Source organism: Brevundimonas sp. LM2 (genome assembly GCF_002002865.1).
GTDB lineage: Bacteria > Pseudomonadota > Alphaproteobacteria > Caulobacterales > Caulobacteraceae > Brevundimonas.
This window is the reverse complement of record NZ_CP019508.1, coordinates 805,722-818,848: the sequence shown is the minus strand read 5'-3', so window position 1 is coordinate 818,848 and position 13,127 is coordinate 805,722. Positions and strand designations below refer to the sequence as shown.

Genomic DNA, 13,127 nt, shown 5'->3' with positions numbered 1-13,127 from the left:
GGGTCTATTTGACGCCGCGCATCATCCATTTGAGGCCCGGCGAGAGCAGCAGCAGAATGCCGCCGATCGCCACGCCCCAGATGCCGATCTCCTGGAACACCCGGGAATAGGTTTCCAGGGCCAGGGCCGGATTGGTGACCACGCCCCCGACCGTCTCGGTCGAGGTCGACTTGGCGATGATGCCGGCGACGATGTGGGCCAGGGCCGAGGCCATGAACCAGGCCCCCATCATCATCCCGACCATCTTGGGCACCGACAGTTTGGTGATCATGGACAGGCCGACCGGAGACACCAGAAGCTCGCCGATCGAGTGCAGGAAATAGGCCAGGAACAGCCAGATCAGCGGCACTTTGAACAGGGCGTCGGCCTGGGTATTGGCGGCCCAGACCAGCAGCAGGAAGCCGGCCCCGACCGAGACCAGGCCCAGGCCGAACTTGACCGGGACGTTCGGCTCCAGCCCCTTCTTGCCCAGCCACAGCCACAGCCCGGCCAGGATCGGGCCGAAGACGATGATGGTGCCGGGGTTGAAGACCTGGGTCATGGCGGCGTTGAAGCCGGCCGGCATCTCGGTCGACTGGTCCGCGAACAGCGTCAGGCTGGAGCCCGCCTGTTCGAACAGGGTCCAGAACAGGACCGAGAACATGGTCAGGATGATCGCCACCAGCATGCGCCAGCGACCGTCGCCCCGGATGAAGACCACCGAATACAGCAGCAGGCCCGCGAAGATGGTCGGCACCAGATACAGCAGCGAGGCCTCGACGGCGTCATGCTGCTGGACGATCAGCCACATCGGAATGACCGCGAGGATGCCGAGGATGTAGATCCAGGCCTCGCGCGGGACACCGAAGGTCTTCTTGTCCAGCTGGGCGCTGGCGGGCGGATCCGCCCGGTTGCCGAGCCAGCTCTGACCGACCCAGAAGGTGATCAGACCCGCCAGCATGCCGATGCCGGCCAGGCCGAAGCCGTATTTCCAGCCGTATTCGATCCCCAGCCAGGCGCAGACCGCCGAGGCCAGGAACGACCCCAGATTGATGCCGACGTAGAAGATGGTGAAGCCGGAATCGCGGCGCGGATCGCCCTGCTCATAGAGCGAACCCACCACCGTGGAGATGTTGGGCTTGAGGAAGCCCACGCCGACGACGATCAGGGCCAGGGCGAAGAACAGAACCGACTGGCCGGCCAGATCGACGGACTTGTCGATGGTGTAGGCCCCCGGCGCGATCAGGGCGGGAAGCCCGGCCCGGGCGGCGTTGTCGGTCGCGGTGGCGGCGGCGGCATTGGCCCGGTCGACGACGGTCTCGGGAGCCGTGGCCGCGGCCGAGACGGGCCCGTCGGCGGGAACGGCGGCGGCTTCGGGATCCGTCACCGTCTCGACGGCGGGCACGGTGCCCAGCGACGAGGCGGCGGCCGCCGAGGCGGCGCTTTCGGCCGTCGTCGGCAGGTCGGAGACCCGGATGCCCTCCGGCGTGACCTGGATGGGCAAGCGCTGGTCGCCGACGAGGGCGAACAGCTGGCGGTCGGTATCGCGACCCTCGACCTGAATGGCGTAGGACTGGCCCTGATACTGGATGGTCTCGCGACCGCCCGAGCCCTCGAAGGCCATCATGCCGTGACCGGCGACCAGCAGCAGGGCCCCGATGGTGACGGCCTTGCGCGAGCCCAGGAAGCGGTCGGCGATGGCCCCGCCCAGGACCGGCATCAGATAGACCAGGGCGGCGTAGGCGGCGTAGATGCCCTGCGCCTCGGACGAGCCGAACAGGAAATGCTGGGTCAGATACAGGACCAGCAGGGCCCGCATGCCGTAGAAGGAGAACCGTTCCCACATCTCGGTGAAGAACAGGATCACCAATCCGCGCGGGTGCCCCAGGAACTGCTTCTGGGGCGCCACCGCGCCTCCGCCATCCGTCACACTCAAACGCTCGCTCCTGTGGATCGCGCCTCCGGGGCGCTTGTGGCGGCATAAGCAGCACGGCGGACAGGAACGGACAAGCCTTATGGATCATCGAAGCGTCACGAACGTCGCCCGCGCGGCATCGCTCTTCCGCTGTGAACGGGTCGGGGAAGCGGCGGAGCCATGGCGATCGCGCCCGGGACCGTGACGGCCGCCGTCGCCGGCGGTCGCCTGTAAAAGAGTTTCGGCGTGGTCGCCGTGGCTCCGCTCGATCGGTTTTCGCAAGCGTTCGGGGGCAGGATGTCTTGTGTCGGGCAACGCCGGGGCCTCTTCCCCGCCGTCCTGGTCCTTCCCGATTGGTCCTTTTCCGACTCTCAGCCCACGACAGGCGACGACGCCCAGTGCGCCGCCGGACCCGGGGTTTCGCCCCGGCATATCCCGCGATCGACCCCGGCGCGCGTCCGGGTCCTGGGCCCAGGACGCCTTCCCCTCGCGACGGGACGGGAAGAGTCTAGACGGGTTTCCGATGCGGGCGAGTTGGACGGGTCGAAAAAGCGGAGGGGTGTTGAGAAGGTTTGGGGATTCCGGGCGGACGCGGACAATTAGACGATGGAAGGTGGACACCATCTTCCTTCTCCCCTTGCGGGAGAAGGTGCCCCGAAGGGGCGGATGAGGGGTGAAACTCAGCTTTGCGGGTGACGCACTGCATGATCCCGCACCGCCTCAAACAGGAGCGCGGGGTTTCTCAGCACGGCTTCGTTGGCGAACCTGAGGACCGTCCAACCGTTCGCCGTCAGCCAGGCATCACGCACGGCATCCCTCTGCGTCCGCAGCACATGGACGCCCCCGTCCAGTTCCAGGATCAATCGGATGGATGGGCAGGCGAAGTCGGCGATATAGGGACCGAGCGGCAGCTGCCTGCGGAACTTGAGACCGTCCAGCCTGCGATCGCGCAGAAGCTTCCAGAACACCGCCTCGGGCAAGGTCGGATCGCTGCGTCCTTTGCGGGCATTGGATCGTGTTCGATCGGACGGCTTGAGCATAACCGAAGCTTAACCTTTAGAGGACGGAGTTTCACCCCTCACCCGAGCGCGCCAGGACGACGGCTGCGCCGCCGTGCGCGCTCTCCCTCTCCCGCAGGGGGAGAGGGTTTATGAAGACGGCACGCCTCCTGCATCGCCTCGCCGTGGAAGGGCGATTTGTACCGCCTTGGGATAGTGTTGGAATGACCGTTTCGGTCCGAACGATAGAGGAAGACGACCACGAGGCCCTGAATGCCCTGCACCGCTCGGTCGGCTGGCCCCAGCGGTCGCCGGCCGGCTGGCGCTGGCTATGGGACAATCCGGCGCGGCTGGAGGCCGGGGCCCCGGCCGGCTGGCTGCTGGTCGATGACGACGACGGCGCGCCATGCGGCATGACCGGTAATTTCGTGCAGCGGTTTCATCGCGGCACAACGGTGCTCCATGGGGCCAGCGCCTTCTCGGTCATCGTGCGTCCGCGCGCCCGGGGGCAGAGCCGGCGACTGCTGGACCGGTTCGCCGACCAGGCCGCCCTGTTCGCCCGCTATGTGCTGAACGCCAATTCGGCTTCCAGCCCGATCTATGGACGACATGGGATGGCCGCCTGGCCGCCCCGCACCCACGCCCTGAAGCTGTCCTGGCGGGTCGACACCCTGGCCTGCGCGCGCGGCCGGGTGCTGCGCCAGGTGCACGGCCTGACCCCGGCCCTGATCGACGCCGCGCGGGAGCGGCTGATGAACGACCGGCTGGTGGACCCGACGCGCCTGAGCCTGCCGCCCGGGGTCGCGGTCGTGAGCGACCTCGGCGACCGGTCCCGGTTCGGCGATTTTTGGACCGCGCTGAAGGCCGAAGGTCGGCTGATCGCCGATCGCAGCCCGGCGACCCTGCGCTGGCGCCTGAGCGATCCGGACCTGACCCTGCGACCGGTCCTGCTGGCCTTCAACGCCGGCAAGGCCATCACCGGCTTCGCCATGGCCATGGTGGCCAAGGGCAACGCCATCGAGCCACCCGTGCTGGAAATCCTCGACCTGATCGCCCTGGAGGACGACCAGCGGGCCATTCCCGCCTTGATGGAGGCCCTGATGACGAATGCGCGCGCCCTGGGGGCGGCCAAGGTGCGGATCCAGATGGTGAACGACGACCTGGTCCGTCGACTGGGGCCGCTGGCCGCCTCGGCCCGACGCGAAGGCGGCTGGGGTCACGGCCATGCCCGGTTCGAGCCGGGGACCACCGGCCTCGAGACGTGGGCCCCCACCCCGTTCGACGGCGATTACGGCCTGTGCCTGCGTCCCGTGCCGACGCCGGCCTGCGCGGCTCGACGAGCCGCCTAGACCCTGGGCCGCGCCTTCAGTTCGTCGCGGATCTCGGCCAGCAGGACCTCGGTCGGCGTCGGGGCATGGGGTGCGGGCGGGGCCGCCGCCTCGGCCCGCTTGAGCCGGTTGATCACCTTCACCATGAGGAAGATGACGAAGGCCACGATCAGGAACTGGATGACGGTGTTGAGGAAGGCCCCGTACTGGATCGCGACCTCCTCGACGGCTTCCGTCGCCGCGTCCTCGCCACGCAGCACCCAGCGCAGGTCCGAGAAGTCCACCCCGCCCAGCAGCAGGCCGATGGGCGGCATCACCACCTGTTCGACCAGGCTGGTGACGATCTTGCTGAAGGCCGCCCCGATGATGACGCCGACGGCCAGGTCGATGACGTTGCCGCGGGCGATGAATTCCTTGAACTCGGCGACCAGGGCCATCAGGCGTCGCCGCTGGCGTTCAGGCGTTCGCGAAGCTCCTTGCCGCTCTTGAAGAAGGGCACGGCCTTGGCGGGCACGTCCACGGTCTCGCCGGTGCGCGGATTGCGGCCCGCGCGGGCCGGGCGGGAGCGGACCGAAAAGGCGCCGAAGCCGCGCAGTTCGACGCGACCGCCGTCGGCCATGGCCTCGGTCATGCGGCCGAGCACCACGTTCACGACGCGCTCGACCTCGGCATGGGTGAGATGGGTGTTCTCAGCCGCAAGCTTCTCGATCAGCTCAGACTTGATCATGTCCAGGCCCCCGCCCTTTCCTGCTCTCTAAAAGCAAATACGGGTGCAACTTCAAAAGCGTTGCCAGGGCACCCTAGCCGTCGCCCGGCGCGTGAAAAAGGGGGTGCGGACCAGTTTCCGTCGGGAAGAGGGTAAATCGTCGTCAACCGTACACGGACGGCCGCAGCGCACAAAGAAACGGGCGGCCGGATTTCTCCGACCGCCCGCGATCTTCAGAGCCTGATCAGGCTCAGTCCTGCTTGGCTTTTTCCCGCAGGGCCGCGCCGAGGATGTCACCCAGCGAAGCGCCCGAGTCGGAGGAGCCGAACTGGTCGATGGCTTCCTTCTCGTCGGCCATTTCAAGCGCCTTGATCGAGACCGAGACGCGGCGCGTGGCCTTGTCGATGCCCGTGATCTGGGCGTCGACGCGATCGCCGACGGCATAACGCTCGGGGCGCTGCTCGTTGCGGTCGCGGCTGATGTCCGACTTGCGCACGAAGCTGGTGACCGGCGCGTCGTCTTCGCCGAACTTGACCTCGATGCCGCCCGACTCGATGGACGTGACGGTCAGGGTGACGGTCTGGCCCTTCTTGTAGAGCTCGCCGTCGCCGACGGGATCGCCGCCCAGCTGCTTGATGCCGAGCGAGACGCGTTCCTTCTCGACGTCGACGTCCAGGACCTTGGCCTTGACCATCTCGCCCTTGCGGTAGCGCTGGATGGCTTCCTCACCCGAGACCGACCAGTCGAGGTCGGACAGGTGCACCATGCCGTCGATGTCGTTGTCCAGGCCGATGAACAAGCCGAACTCGGTGGCGTTCTTGACCTCGCCCTCGACGGTCGAGCCGATCGGGTTGGCGGCGACGAACGCATCCCACGGATTGTCCTGGGCCTGTTTCAGGCCCAGCGAGATGCGGCGCTTGGAGGCGTCGACATCCAGGACCACGACGTCGACTTCCTGCGAGGTCGAGACGATCTTGCCGGGGTGGACGTTCTTCTTGGTCCAGGACATTTCCGAGACGTGGACCAAGCCTTCAACGCCGGCTTCCAGCTCAACGAACGCGCCGTAGTCGGTGATGTTGGTGATGCGGCCGGTGTATTTCGCGCCGGGCGGGTATTTGGCTTCGACGCCGTCCCACGGATCGGACTGCAGCTGTTTCATGCCCAGGCTGATGCGCTGGGTGTCCGGGTTGATCTTGACGATCTGGACCTGGACGGTGTCGCCGACGGCGAGCACCTGCGACGGGTGGGAGACGCGCTTCCACGACATGTCGGTGACGTGCAGCAGGCCGTCGATGCCGCCGAGGTCCACGAACGCGCCGTAGTCGGTGATGTTCTTGACGACGCCGTCGCGGACTTCACCCTCTTGCAGCTGGCCGACCAGCTCCGTGCGCTGTTCGGCGCGGGCTTCTTCCAGGATCGCACGACGCGAGACGACGATGTTGCCGCGCGGGCGGTCCATCTTGAGGATCTGGAACGGCTGTTCCTTGCCCATCAGCGGGCCGACGTCGCGCACCGGGCGGATGTCGACCTGCGAGCCGGGCAGGAAGGCCGAGGCGCCGCCGAGGTCGACGGTGAAGCCGCCCTTGACGCGACCGACGATGGCGCCATTGACCGGCACGCCCTCGGCGAAGACGACTTCCAGACGGGTCCAGGCTTCTTCGCGACGGGCCTTGTCGCGGCTGATGACGGCTTCACCCAGGGCGTTCTCGACGCGCTCGAGGTAGACCTCGACGTTGTCGCCGACCTTGGGGATCACCGAGCCTTCGCCGATGCCGAACTCGCGGGCCGGGATACGGCCTTCGGTCTTCAGACCGACGTCGATGATGATGATGTCTTTTTCGATGCCGACGACGCGGCCGTGAACGACCTGGCCTTCGCCGAGATCGCGGCCTTGCAGTTGTTCGTCGAGCAGCGCCGAAAAGTCGTCGCGCGTGGGGTTCAGGGTATCAGACATATAGCTCTGGTGTTTCCGATAGGGCTGGGGCGCACGACCGGAGAGTCCTGCGCGCGGTGAAGATCGAAGATGTCAGTCGGGGTCGTCGGACGCGAGGCGATCGGTGCCGGAACGCCCGCGGAAGCCGAGGATGGGTGCGTTGGATTTGCAAGCTGGCTTAGAAGCCGTGTCTCGCGCGCGCCGCCTCGACGATACGGCGGGCCGCATCGAAGGCGCTCTCTATATCCATATCGGTCGTGTCCAGCAAGACCGCGTCGGCGGCCTGGACCATGGGGGCGGAACCGCGACCGGCGTCGCGCTCGTCGCGGCGCTGGATGTCGGCCAGCATGGCCTCGAAGGTGATGGGGTCGCCGCGGCCCGACAGCTGCAGCCAGCGGCGCCGGGCGCGGGTCTCGGGCGTGGCCGTGACGAACAGCTTGGCGGGGGCCTCGGGGGCGATGACGGTGCCGATGTCGCGGCCGTCCAGGACCCCGCCGCCCGGCTGGCGGGCGAAGGCCTGCTGCAGGTCCAGCAGGGCGGCGCGGACGCCGGGATGGCCGGCCACGCGACTGGCCGCCTCGCCGGCGTCACCGCTGGTCAGGGCCGGGTCGTCGGACAGGCGATCGGAATCCAGCGCGCGGGCCGCGGCCTCGGCCGCCACCGGGTCGCCGAGATCCCCGCCGCCCGTCAGGACGTCGAGACCGACGGCGCGGTACAGCAGGCCGGTGTCCAGAAACGGCAGGCCGTAGTGGGCGGCCAGGCGCGAGGCGATTGTGCCCTTGCCCGAGGCGGCGGGTCCGTCGACGGCGATGATGAAAGGCGTGGTCATGTCGGCGCGAGGAAGCACAACCGATCCCGTCGCGCCAGTGAACCTCTGTTCACTTTAGGTCCCCGCCCAGGCCGCGCATCATCCCGACGAAGCCCGGGAAGCTGGTGGCGATCATGTCGGGCTCGTCCACCGTCACAGGCGCGGCGGCGGCCAGGCCGAGCACCAGATGGCTCATGGCGATGCGGTGATCGTGGGCGGTGTGGACGGTGGCCCCGCCCGGGACCGGCCCGCCGGTGACGAGGAACCCGTCCGGCTCCTCCTCGACCGCCACGCCGCAGGCGCGCAGGCCGTCGACCATCAGGCGGATACGGTCGCTTTCCTTGACCCGCATCTCGCCCACGCCGCGCATGACGGTCTGGCCCTCGGCGAAGGCGGCGGTGGCGGCGAGGATTGGATATTCGTCGATCATGGAGGCGGCGCGGGTCTCGGGCACGACGACGCCGCGCAGCGCGGAATGGCGGGCCGTGATGTCGCCGACGTCCTCACCGCCCGCGACGCGGCGGTTGGTGATGGTCAGGTCGGCGCCCATCTCGATCCAGGTGTCGAACAGGCCAGTGCGGAGCGGGTTCAGCATGACGCCCTCGACCGTGACTTCGGACCCGGGGACGATCAGGCCGGCGGCGAGTGGGAAGGCGGCGGAGGACGGGTCGCCGGGGACGGCGACGGCGGTCCCGGTCAGGGGCTGGCCGCCCTGCAGGCGGATGATCCAGCCCTGCCCGGCGGCTTCGACGTCGATCGTCGCGCCGAAGGCCCGCAGCATCCGCTCGGTGTGGTCGCGGCTCTTCTCTGGCTCGGTCACGGAGGTGACGCCGGTGGCGTTCAGCCCGGCCAGCAGGATGGCCGACTTGACCTGGGCCGAGGCGACGGTCTGGACATGGTCGATGGCGTGGAGCGCCCCGCCGGTCAGGGTCGCGGGCAGCAGGCCCGGCTGGCCGCTCCAGTCGAAGGTGGCCCCCATGCGGGTCAGGTGGTCGGTGACCCGGCCCATCGGGCGGCCGCGCAGGGAGGCGTCTCCATCGAAGGTGGCTGACATGGCATAGCCCGCCGCCGCGCCCATCAGCAGCCGCACCCCGGTGCCGGCGTTGCCGCAGTCGATCACGCCGGCCGGGGCACGCAGACCGCCCTGCCCCGTGACCCGCCAGCGCCCGCCGCCCCGCCGCTCGACCCGGGCCCCGAAGGCCTCGGCCGCCCGGGCGGTGGCGAGGACATCCTCGCCTTCCAGCAGGCCCTCGATCTCGGTCACGCCGGACGCCATGGCCCCCAGGATCAGGGCGCGGTGGGACATCGACTTGTCGCCCGGCGCCCGCACCGTGCCGTGCAGGGCCGCGCCCGGTCGCGCAGTCAGATGGGCTGCGTGGGTCACCGCTGAGGCTCCATGGAGGGGTTTGGGACGGGCCGGCCGGTCGCCACGCCAAAGACGGCTTTTGACAGCGCCCCCCCGGAGTGGCAAGGGACGCGGCCGAAATCCCCTCCTCCATCCAAAGGTCTCCATCCCCCGTGGCCGATCCCAAACTTGGCGCCAAGCAGGTCTGTCCGAACTGCCAGGCCAAATTCTACGACCTCTCGCGCCGTCCGGCGCACTGCCCCAAATGCGACACCGAGTTCGATCCCGAAGAGGCGATCAAGCTGCGCAGCCGTCGCGGCCGTCCGGGCGGCTATGCCGCCGACGACGCCGAGGATCAGGTCGTCGAGAAGAAGGCCACCGACGATGAGGACGAGGAAGAGGAGGTCGTCACGCCCGAGATCGATCAGGAAGGCCATGAGCCGATCCTGACGCCGGACGACGAGGACGACACGACGGCCGATCCGTCCGAGGAGTCCGGCATGGGCACCACGGAAGGCGATGACGACGTCCTGCCCGACGACGACGACGACGATGACTCCGTGCCCTTCATCGAGGACGAGGACGATGACGCCTTCGACGGCGATGTGGTCAAGGGCGGCAAGGACGACGATCTGTAGGACCCTTTCCGGGACGTCCGGAGCCGGCGAAATGCGCCGGTTTCGGGCGTCCGGAAGTTTGCGAAAATAAACTGCGGAATCGGGTTGATCCCGAAAAGGGCCTGACATAGGTTCCGCCGCCTCGCCGAGGGCCATCACAAGGCTCCCGGTACCGACCAGAAGGCCCAGTGGGCTCGAGGTTCGGGGCTTTAGCTCAGCTGGTAGAGCGCTTGCATGGCATGCAAGAGGTCAGCGGTTCGACTCCGCTAAGCTCCACCAATTTTCGAAGGGGTTAGCAGGAAACTGCTAACCCCTTTTGCTTTCCGGGCGGGTGGCGAACCCGGCCGCGTGGGATCACCTCGGATCGCACCAGATCCAGCACTTGTGGGCAAGGAGGCTCCGGCCGTCTCGCTTCAGCCGTCCTCTGACATCCCCCCTCTTTGAGCGCCGTCTCGGGCCCGCCCCTGATCCCGGCCCGTCCTGGCTCGGGGGACCAGCACCCTCACCCCTGCCCCTCCATCCTGCGGATTTCCGAGAGACCTTGGGCCACCGTGATCCGTGACAGAGAAGCGAGGGCGTCTTTCTCTATGGTGTCGGAAACCGCGGTGAAGAAGGTCTCGATGTTGCGGCTCACGACACAGACGTCCGGCACGTTCGGTCGAGTGGCGAACAGGCGTTTGTCCTCCACGACCGAGGCATAGATTTCGCCCAGGGTAATGGCGTCTGGCGCCCGCCCCAATCGCACGCCCCCGTTCTTGCCCAAGGTCGCCATGACGATGCCGTCGCGCGCGAGCGGTGTCAGCAGTTTGCGCACGAGGACCGGATTCGCGCCAAGGCCGAGGGCCAGCTCCGCGCTGGTGCAGCGGCTCCCCGTCTCGCGGGCCACGGCGAGGGACAGAACCATCTGCAGCGCGGTGGGGAATCGAAGATCAATCATGAGCGACGGCCGCTCCGTCCATCAACCGCCAATAATGAAACAATGACTCTTGCATTATCCGCGCCAAAATGAAACTTCTACCCTTACATTAAGCCATTCCATTGCCGGAAACCAAGGGTGAGCCATGAAACGTTGGATCGTCAAAGGAGGAGCGACCTCGCTCGATCAGCTCGTTCTGGAAGAGGTCGCCATTCCAGGCCCCGGCGTGGGCCAGGTGCGGGTCAAGGTTCACGCCGTCTCGCTCAATCGGCGCGATCTCCTTCTCGTAACCGGGGCATATGGCGTAGCCCCTTCCGACTTCGTCGCCGTGTCTGACGGCGCCGGCGAAGTTGACGCCGTGGGACCGGACGTGACCGAATGGGCTATCGGCGACAGGGTCACGGGCAACTACTACCCGTCCTGGGCGGATGGCCCCCCTGCGCCCGATCAGGGTTGGGGCCTCGGATCGCCGGGTCAGGACGGGATGCTGGCCGAATATGTCATTCTGGACGCTCGGAGGCTCACCGCCGCACCCGAAACCCTGTCGTTCGAGGAGGCGGCGTGTCTGCCGTGTGCGGGTCTCACGGCCTGGACCGCGCTTCACGGTAACCGTCCCTATACGAACAGGATCAGCCAGGGCGACAAGGTGCTGGTCACCGGTACCGGCTCCGTCTCCGTATTGGCCCTGCTGCTGGCCAAGGCCGCGGGCGCGGACGTCGTTGCGACCACGGGGTCCGACTCGAAGATCGAAAGCATCAAGGCCCTCGGAGCTGGCGATGTCATCCACTACGGCACAGACGCCAACTGGGGTGAACGGGCGGCCGAGGGTGTGGGCGGGTTCAACCGGGTCGTGAACGCCGCCGGCAGCGCATCGCTGGACCAGTGCATCGTCGCCCTTGCCCCCGGGGGCGAGATCGCCCTGATGGGCCTGTTCGAACACGCCGAGGCCGCGCCGAACTTCGTCCTTCTGATGATGAAGGGCGGATCGATCCGGGGGATCTCGGTCGGCAGCGCCATGGCGTATCGCGACCTCGTCGATTTCGTCGACAGGCATGGGATCAAGCCCCCGATCGCACGGAGGTTCACCTTCTCCGAGGCCCGCGAGGCCTACCAGGCGTTGGAGACCAGCAGCGATCTGGGCAAGATCGTCATCATGGTCGCCGGCCGAGTTCCGCAGCCTTAAGGCGTACCCTAAAGACAGTGGAGAAGGCCGCCGGACGGACCGTCGCGGCGGAGGCAAAGTTGCCTGCATGGTTGTTGCGAACAGGCCGGCCCCCCATATCCGGCCTGCGTCCGGTATCGCCGTTGATCGGGTCACCGGGCGCAGTCGCTTCTGCAAGGACTGAGACCATGACCGCCCGCCCCGTGCTGTTCGACAGCCCCTTCCTGCTCGGCTTTGACCAGACGCGCGCCCTGATCGACCGGGCCGCCAAGGCGGCGGCCGAGAGCTATCCGCCCTACAATGTCGAACAGCTGGGCGAGACGGCCGTGCGGATCTCGCTGGCCGTGGCCGGCTTTTCGCCGGACGATCTGAGCATCACCCTGGAAGGCCGCCAGCTGACGATCGCCGGCAAGCGCGAGCCGGGGCCGGATCAGGCCTTTCTGCATCGCGGCATCGCGGCCCGCGGTTTCGTGCGCACCTTCGTTCTGGCCGATGGCCTGGAAGTCGAAGGGGCCCGGCTCGAACATGGCCTGCTGCATGTCGACCTGAAACGGCCCGAACAGGCCCAGACGGTCCGGCGTATTCCGATCTCCCTGGGCTGATCCCGGAGACGCGACGCGACGCCACGGCGGCGAACCGGCCGCACGGTCGGGCGTTGTCTAATTTGAAAAGGAGGCGGTCTTGATGACGCCGATGATGACCAAAGAAGATTTTGCAGGCTTCGGAGCGCCTGATCTCGTCTATGTGCGCGAGATCAGCGCGGCCGACGTCCTGGCCGATACGCCGGCGGCGGAGGCCCAGGGCCTTGCGATCGACCCGGAGCAGACCCTGTACGCCGTCCATGGCGCGGACGGCGAACGGCTGGCCGTGATGCTGGATCGTGCGACCGCCTTCGCCGCCGCTGTCGCCCACGAGCTGGAGCCGGTGTCCGTCCACTAGGACGGCGTTCAGGCGGCGGTGGCGGCCTCGTTGCGGACGAACAGGGCGTGAAGCGCGTCGACCGTTCGCACCTGCCGCAGCTGTTCTCTCAGTTCAGCCGACCGCAACGCCCGCGACACCGCCGCCAGAGCGCGCAGATGCTCGGCCCCGTTCCTGGCCGGGGCCAGCAGCGCGAACATCAGATCGACCGGCCGATCGTCGACGGAGTCATAGGCGACCGGCGTATCGAGGCGCACGAACACCGCGCGAATGCCCGGAAGTCCCTCCAGACGCGCGTGGGGAATGGCGACGCCGTTCCCAAGGCCGGTCGATCCGAGCGCTTCCCGCTCCATCAAGGCGTCGAAAATCAGGGCTTCGGCAATGCCGATGCACTGGGCCGCCGCCGCGGCGACGCTGTGCAGGGCCTGACGCTTGGAGGACGCCCCGCTCTTCAGCACGATGCCCTCCGGGACCAGTAGCTCGCCGATATCCATGTTTGTAC

At 67.7% G+C, this 13,127-nt stretch carries 14 protein-coding genes and 1 tRNA gene; 6 read left to right on the top strand and 9 right to left on the bottom strand.

The annotated features are described in order from the left end of the window. Positions 1-4 precede the first annotated feature (4 nt). On the bottom strand, positions 5-1,909 hold the full coding sequence (locus tag BZG35_RS04050) for a peptide MFS transporter (RefSeq protein WP_253189329.1): 1,905 nt from the start codon (positions 1,907-1,909) through the stop codon (positions 5-7). A gap of 665 nt (positions 1,910-2,574) precedes the next feature. Then, the gene (locus BZG35_RS04045) at positions 2,575-2,934 is read right to left on the bottom strand and encodes a DUF559 domain-containing protein (RefSeq protein ID WP_077354478.1); all 360 of its coding nucleotides are present in this window, start codon (positions 2,932-2,934) and stop codon (positions 2,575-2,577) included. 182 nt (positions 2,935-3,116) lie between these two features. Here BZG35_RS04045 and BZG35_RS04040 point away from each other — a divergent pair, with 182 nt between their 5' ends. Next, positions 3,117-4,241, top strand: coding sequence for a hypothetical protein (locus BZG35_RS04040; protein WP_077354477.1), 1,125 nt, complete (start codon positions 3,117-3,119; stop codon positions 4,239-4,241). On the opposite strand, the gene mscL is transcribed toward BZG35_RS04040, so the two are convergent. From mscL to aroA, 5 genes are all read right to left on the bottom strand, one after another. Further along, the gene (mscL, locus tag BZG35_RS04035; RefSeq protein ID WP_077354476.1) at positions 4,238-4,657 is read right to left on the bottom strand and encodes a large-conductance mechanosensitive channel protein MscL; all 420 of its coding nucleotides are present in this window, start codon (positions 4,655-4,657) and stop codon (positions 4,238-4,240) included. The two genes, BZG35_RS04040 and mscL, sit on opposite strands and share 4 nt — an antisense overlap. After that, positions 4,657-4,947 carry an integration host factor subunit beta gene (locus BZG35_RS04030; protein ID WP_077354475.1) on the bottom strand — a complete coding sequence of 97 codons (291 nt, stop codon included), beginning with the start codon at positions 4,945-4,947 and terminating at the stop codon, positions 4,657-4,659. The genes mscL and BZG35_RS04030 overlap by 1 nt, the downstream gene beginning before the upstream one ends. A gap of 229 nt (positions 4,948-5,176) precedes the next feature. Continuing rightward, positions 5,177-6,880 (bottom strand): 30S ribosomal protein S1, encoded by a 1,704-nt coding sequence (gene rpsA / locus BZG35_RS04025; protein ID WP_077354474.1) that lies wholly within the window; start codon positions 6,878-6,880, stop codon positions 5,177-5,179. Between the two features lie 157 nt (positions 6,881-7,037). Beyond that, on the bottom strand, positions 7,038-7,688 hold the full coding sequence (locus BZG35_RS04020) for a d(CMP) kinase (RefSeq protein ID WP_077354473.1): 651 nt from the start codon (positions 7,686-7,688) through the stop codon (positions 7,038-7,040). Positions 7,689-7,737: 49 nt separating this feature from the next. After that, entirely contained in the window at positions 7,738-9,051 is a 1,314-nt protein-coding gene (gene aroA / locus BZG35_RS04015) for a 3-phosphoshikimate 1-carboxyvinyltransferase (RefSeq protein WP_256364138.1), read from the bottom strand. A 134-nt stretch (positions 9,052-9,185) separates the two neighbouring features. Between aroA and BZG35_RS04010 the strand changes: the two genes are divergently transcribed. Together BZG35_RS04010 and BZG35_RS04005 are read left to right on the top strand one after the other, a co-directional pair. Further along, complete coding sequence (locus BZG35_RS04010) at positions 9,186-9,650, top strand: TIGR02300 family protein (protein WP_077354471.1); 465 nt, start codon at positions 9,186-9,188, stop codon at positions 9,648-9,650. A 182-nt stretch (positions 9,651-9,832) separates the two neighbouring features. Next, positions 9,833-9,908, top strand: a tRNA-Ala gene (locus BZG35_RS04005). A gap of 223 nt (positions 9,909-10,131) precedes the next feature. On the opposite strand, the gene BZG35_RS04000 is transcribed toward BZG35_RS04005, so the two are convergent. Next, the gene (locus BZG35_RS04000; protein ID WP_077354470.1) at positions 10,132-10,566 is read right to left on the bottom strand and encodes an Rrf2 family transcriptional regulator; all 435 of its coding nucleotides are present in this window, start codon (positions 10,564-10,566) and stop codon (positions 10,132-10,134) included. Between the two features lie 124 nt (positions 10,567-10,690). Here BZG35_RS04000 and BZG35_RS03995 point away from each other — a divergent pair, with 124 nt between their 5' ends. The 3 genes from BZG35_RS03995 (at position 10,691) to BZG35_RS03985 (ending at position 12,646) form a co-directional block, all read left to right on the top strand. Further along, positions 10,691-11,728 carry an NAD(P)-dependent alcohol dehydrogenase gene (locus BZG35_RS03995; protein WP_077354469.1) on the top strand — a complete coding sequence of 346 codons (1,038 nt, stop codon included), beginning with the start codon at positions 10,691-10,693 and terminating at the stop codon, positions 11,726-11,728. A gap of 167 nt (positions 11,729-11,895) precedes the next feature. Further along, complete coding sequence (locus tag BZG35_RS03990) at positions 11,896-12,309, top strand: Hsp20 family protein (RefSeq protein WP_077354468.1); 414 nt, start codon at positions 11,896-11,898, stop codon at positions 12,307-12,309. 82 nt (positions 12,310-12,391) lie between these two features. Further along, positions 12,392-12,646, top strand: a complete 255-nt coding sequence (locus tag BZG35_RS03985; RefSeq protein ID WP_077354467.1) for a DUF1150 family protein — start codon at positions 12,392-12,394, stop codon at positions 12,644-12,646. 8 nt (positions 12,647-12,654) lie between these two features. Here BZG35_RS03985 and ptsN read toward each other — a convergent pair whose 3' ends face one another. Further along, a complete protein-coding gene (gene ptsN, locus BZG35_RS03980; RefSeq protein WP_077354466.1) occupies positions 12,655-13,119 on the bottom strand; it encodes a PTS IIA-like nitrogen regulatory protein PtsN in 465 nt (154 codons plus the stop codon). Between the last annotated feature and the right edge of the window lie 8 nt (positions 13,120-13,127).

Bases quoted from the DNA above. Each gene is read 5' to 3' on its own strand.
- BZG35_RS04045 (WP_077354478.1), bottom strand. From the start codon at position 2,934: ATGCTCAAGCCGTCCGATCGAACACGATCCAATGCCCGCAAAGGACGC.
- BZG35_RS04040 (WP_077354477.1), top strand. From the start codon at position 3,117: ATGACCGTTTCGGTCCGAACGATAGAGGAAGACGACCACGAGGCCCTG.
- mscL (WP_077354476.1), bottom strand. From the start codon at position 4,657: ATGGCCCTGGTCGCCGAGTTCAAGGAATTCATCGCCCGCGGCAACGTC.
- BZG35_RS04030 (WP_077354475.1), bottom strand. From the start codon at position 4,947: ATGATCAAGTCTGAGCTGATCGAGAAGCTTGCGGCTGAGAACACCCAT.
- rpsA (WP_077354474.1), bottom strand. From the start codon at position 6,880: ATGTCTGATACCCTGAACCCCACGCGCGACGACTTTTCGGCGCTGCTC.
- BZG35_RS04020 (WP_077354473.1), bottom strand. From the start codon at position 7,688: ATGACCACGCCTTTCATCATCGCCGTCGACGGACCCGCCGCCTCGGGC.
- BZG35_RS04000 (WP_077354470.1), bottom strand. From the start codon at position 10,566: ATGATTGATCTTCGATTCCCCACCGCGCTGCAGATGGTTCTGTCCCTC.
- BZG35_RS03995 (WP_077354469.1), top strand. From the start codon at position 10,691: ATGAAACGTTGGATCGTCAAAGGAGGAGCGACCTCGCTCGATCAGCTC.
- BZG35_RS03990 (WP_077354468.1), top strand. From the start codon at position 11,896: ATGACCGCCCGCCCCGTGCTGTTCGACAGCCCCTTCCTGCTCGGCTTT.
- BZG35_RS03985 (WP_077354467.1), top strand. From the start codon at position 12,392: ATGACGCCGATGATGACCAAAGAAGATTTTGCAGGCTTCGGAGCGCCT.
- ptsN (WP_077354466.1), bottom strand. From the start codon at position 13,119: ATGGATATCGGCGAGCTACTGGTCCCGGAGGGCATCGTGCTGAAGAGC.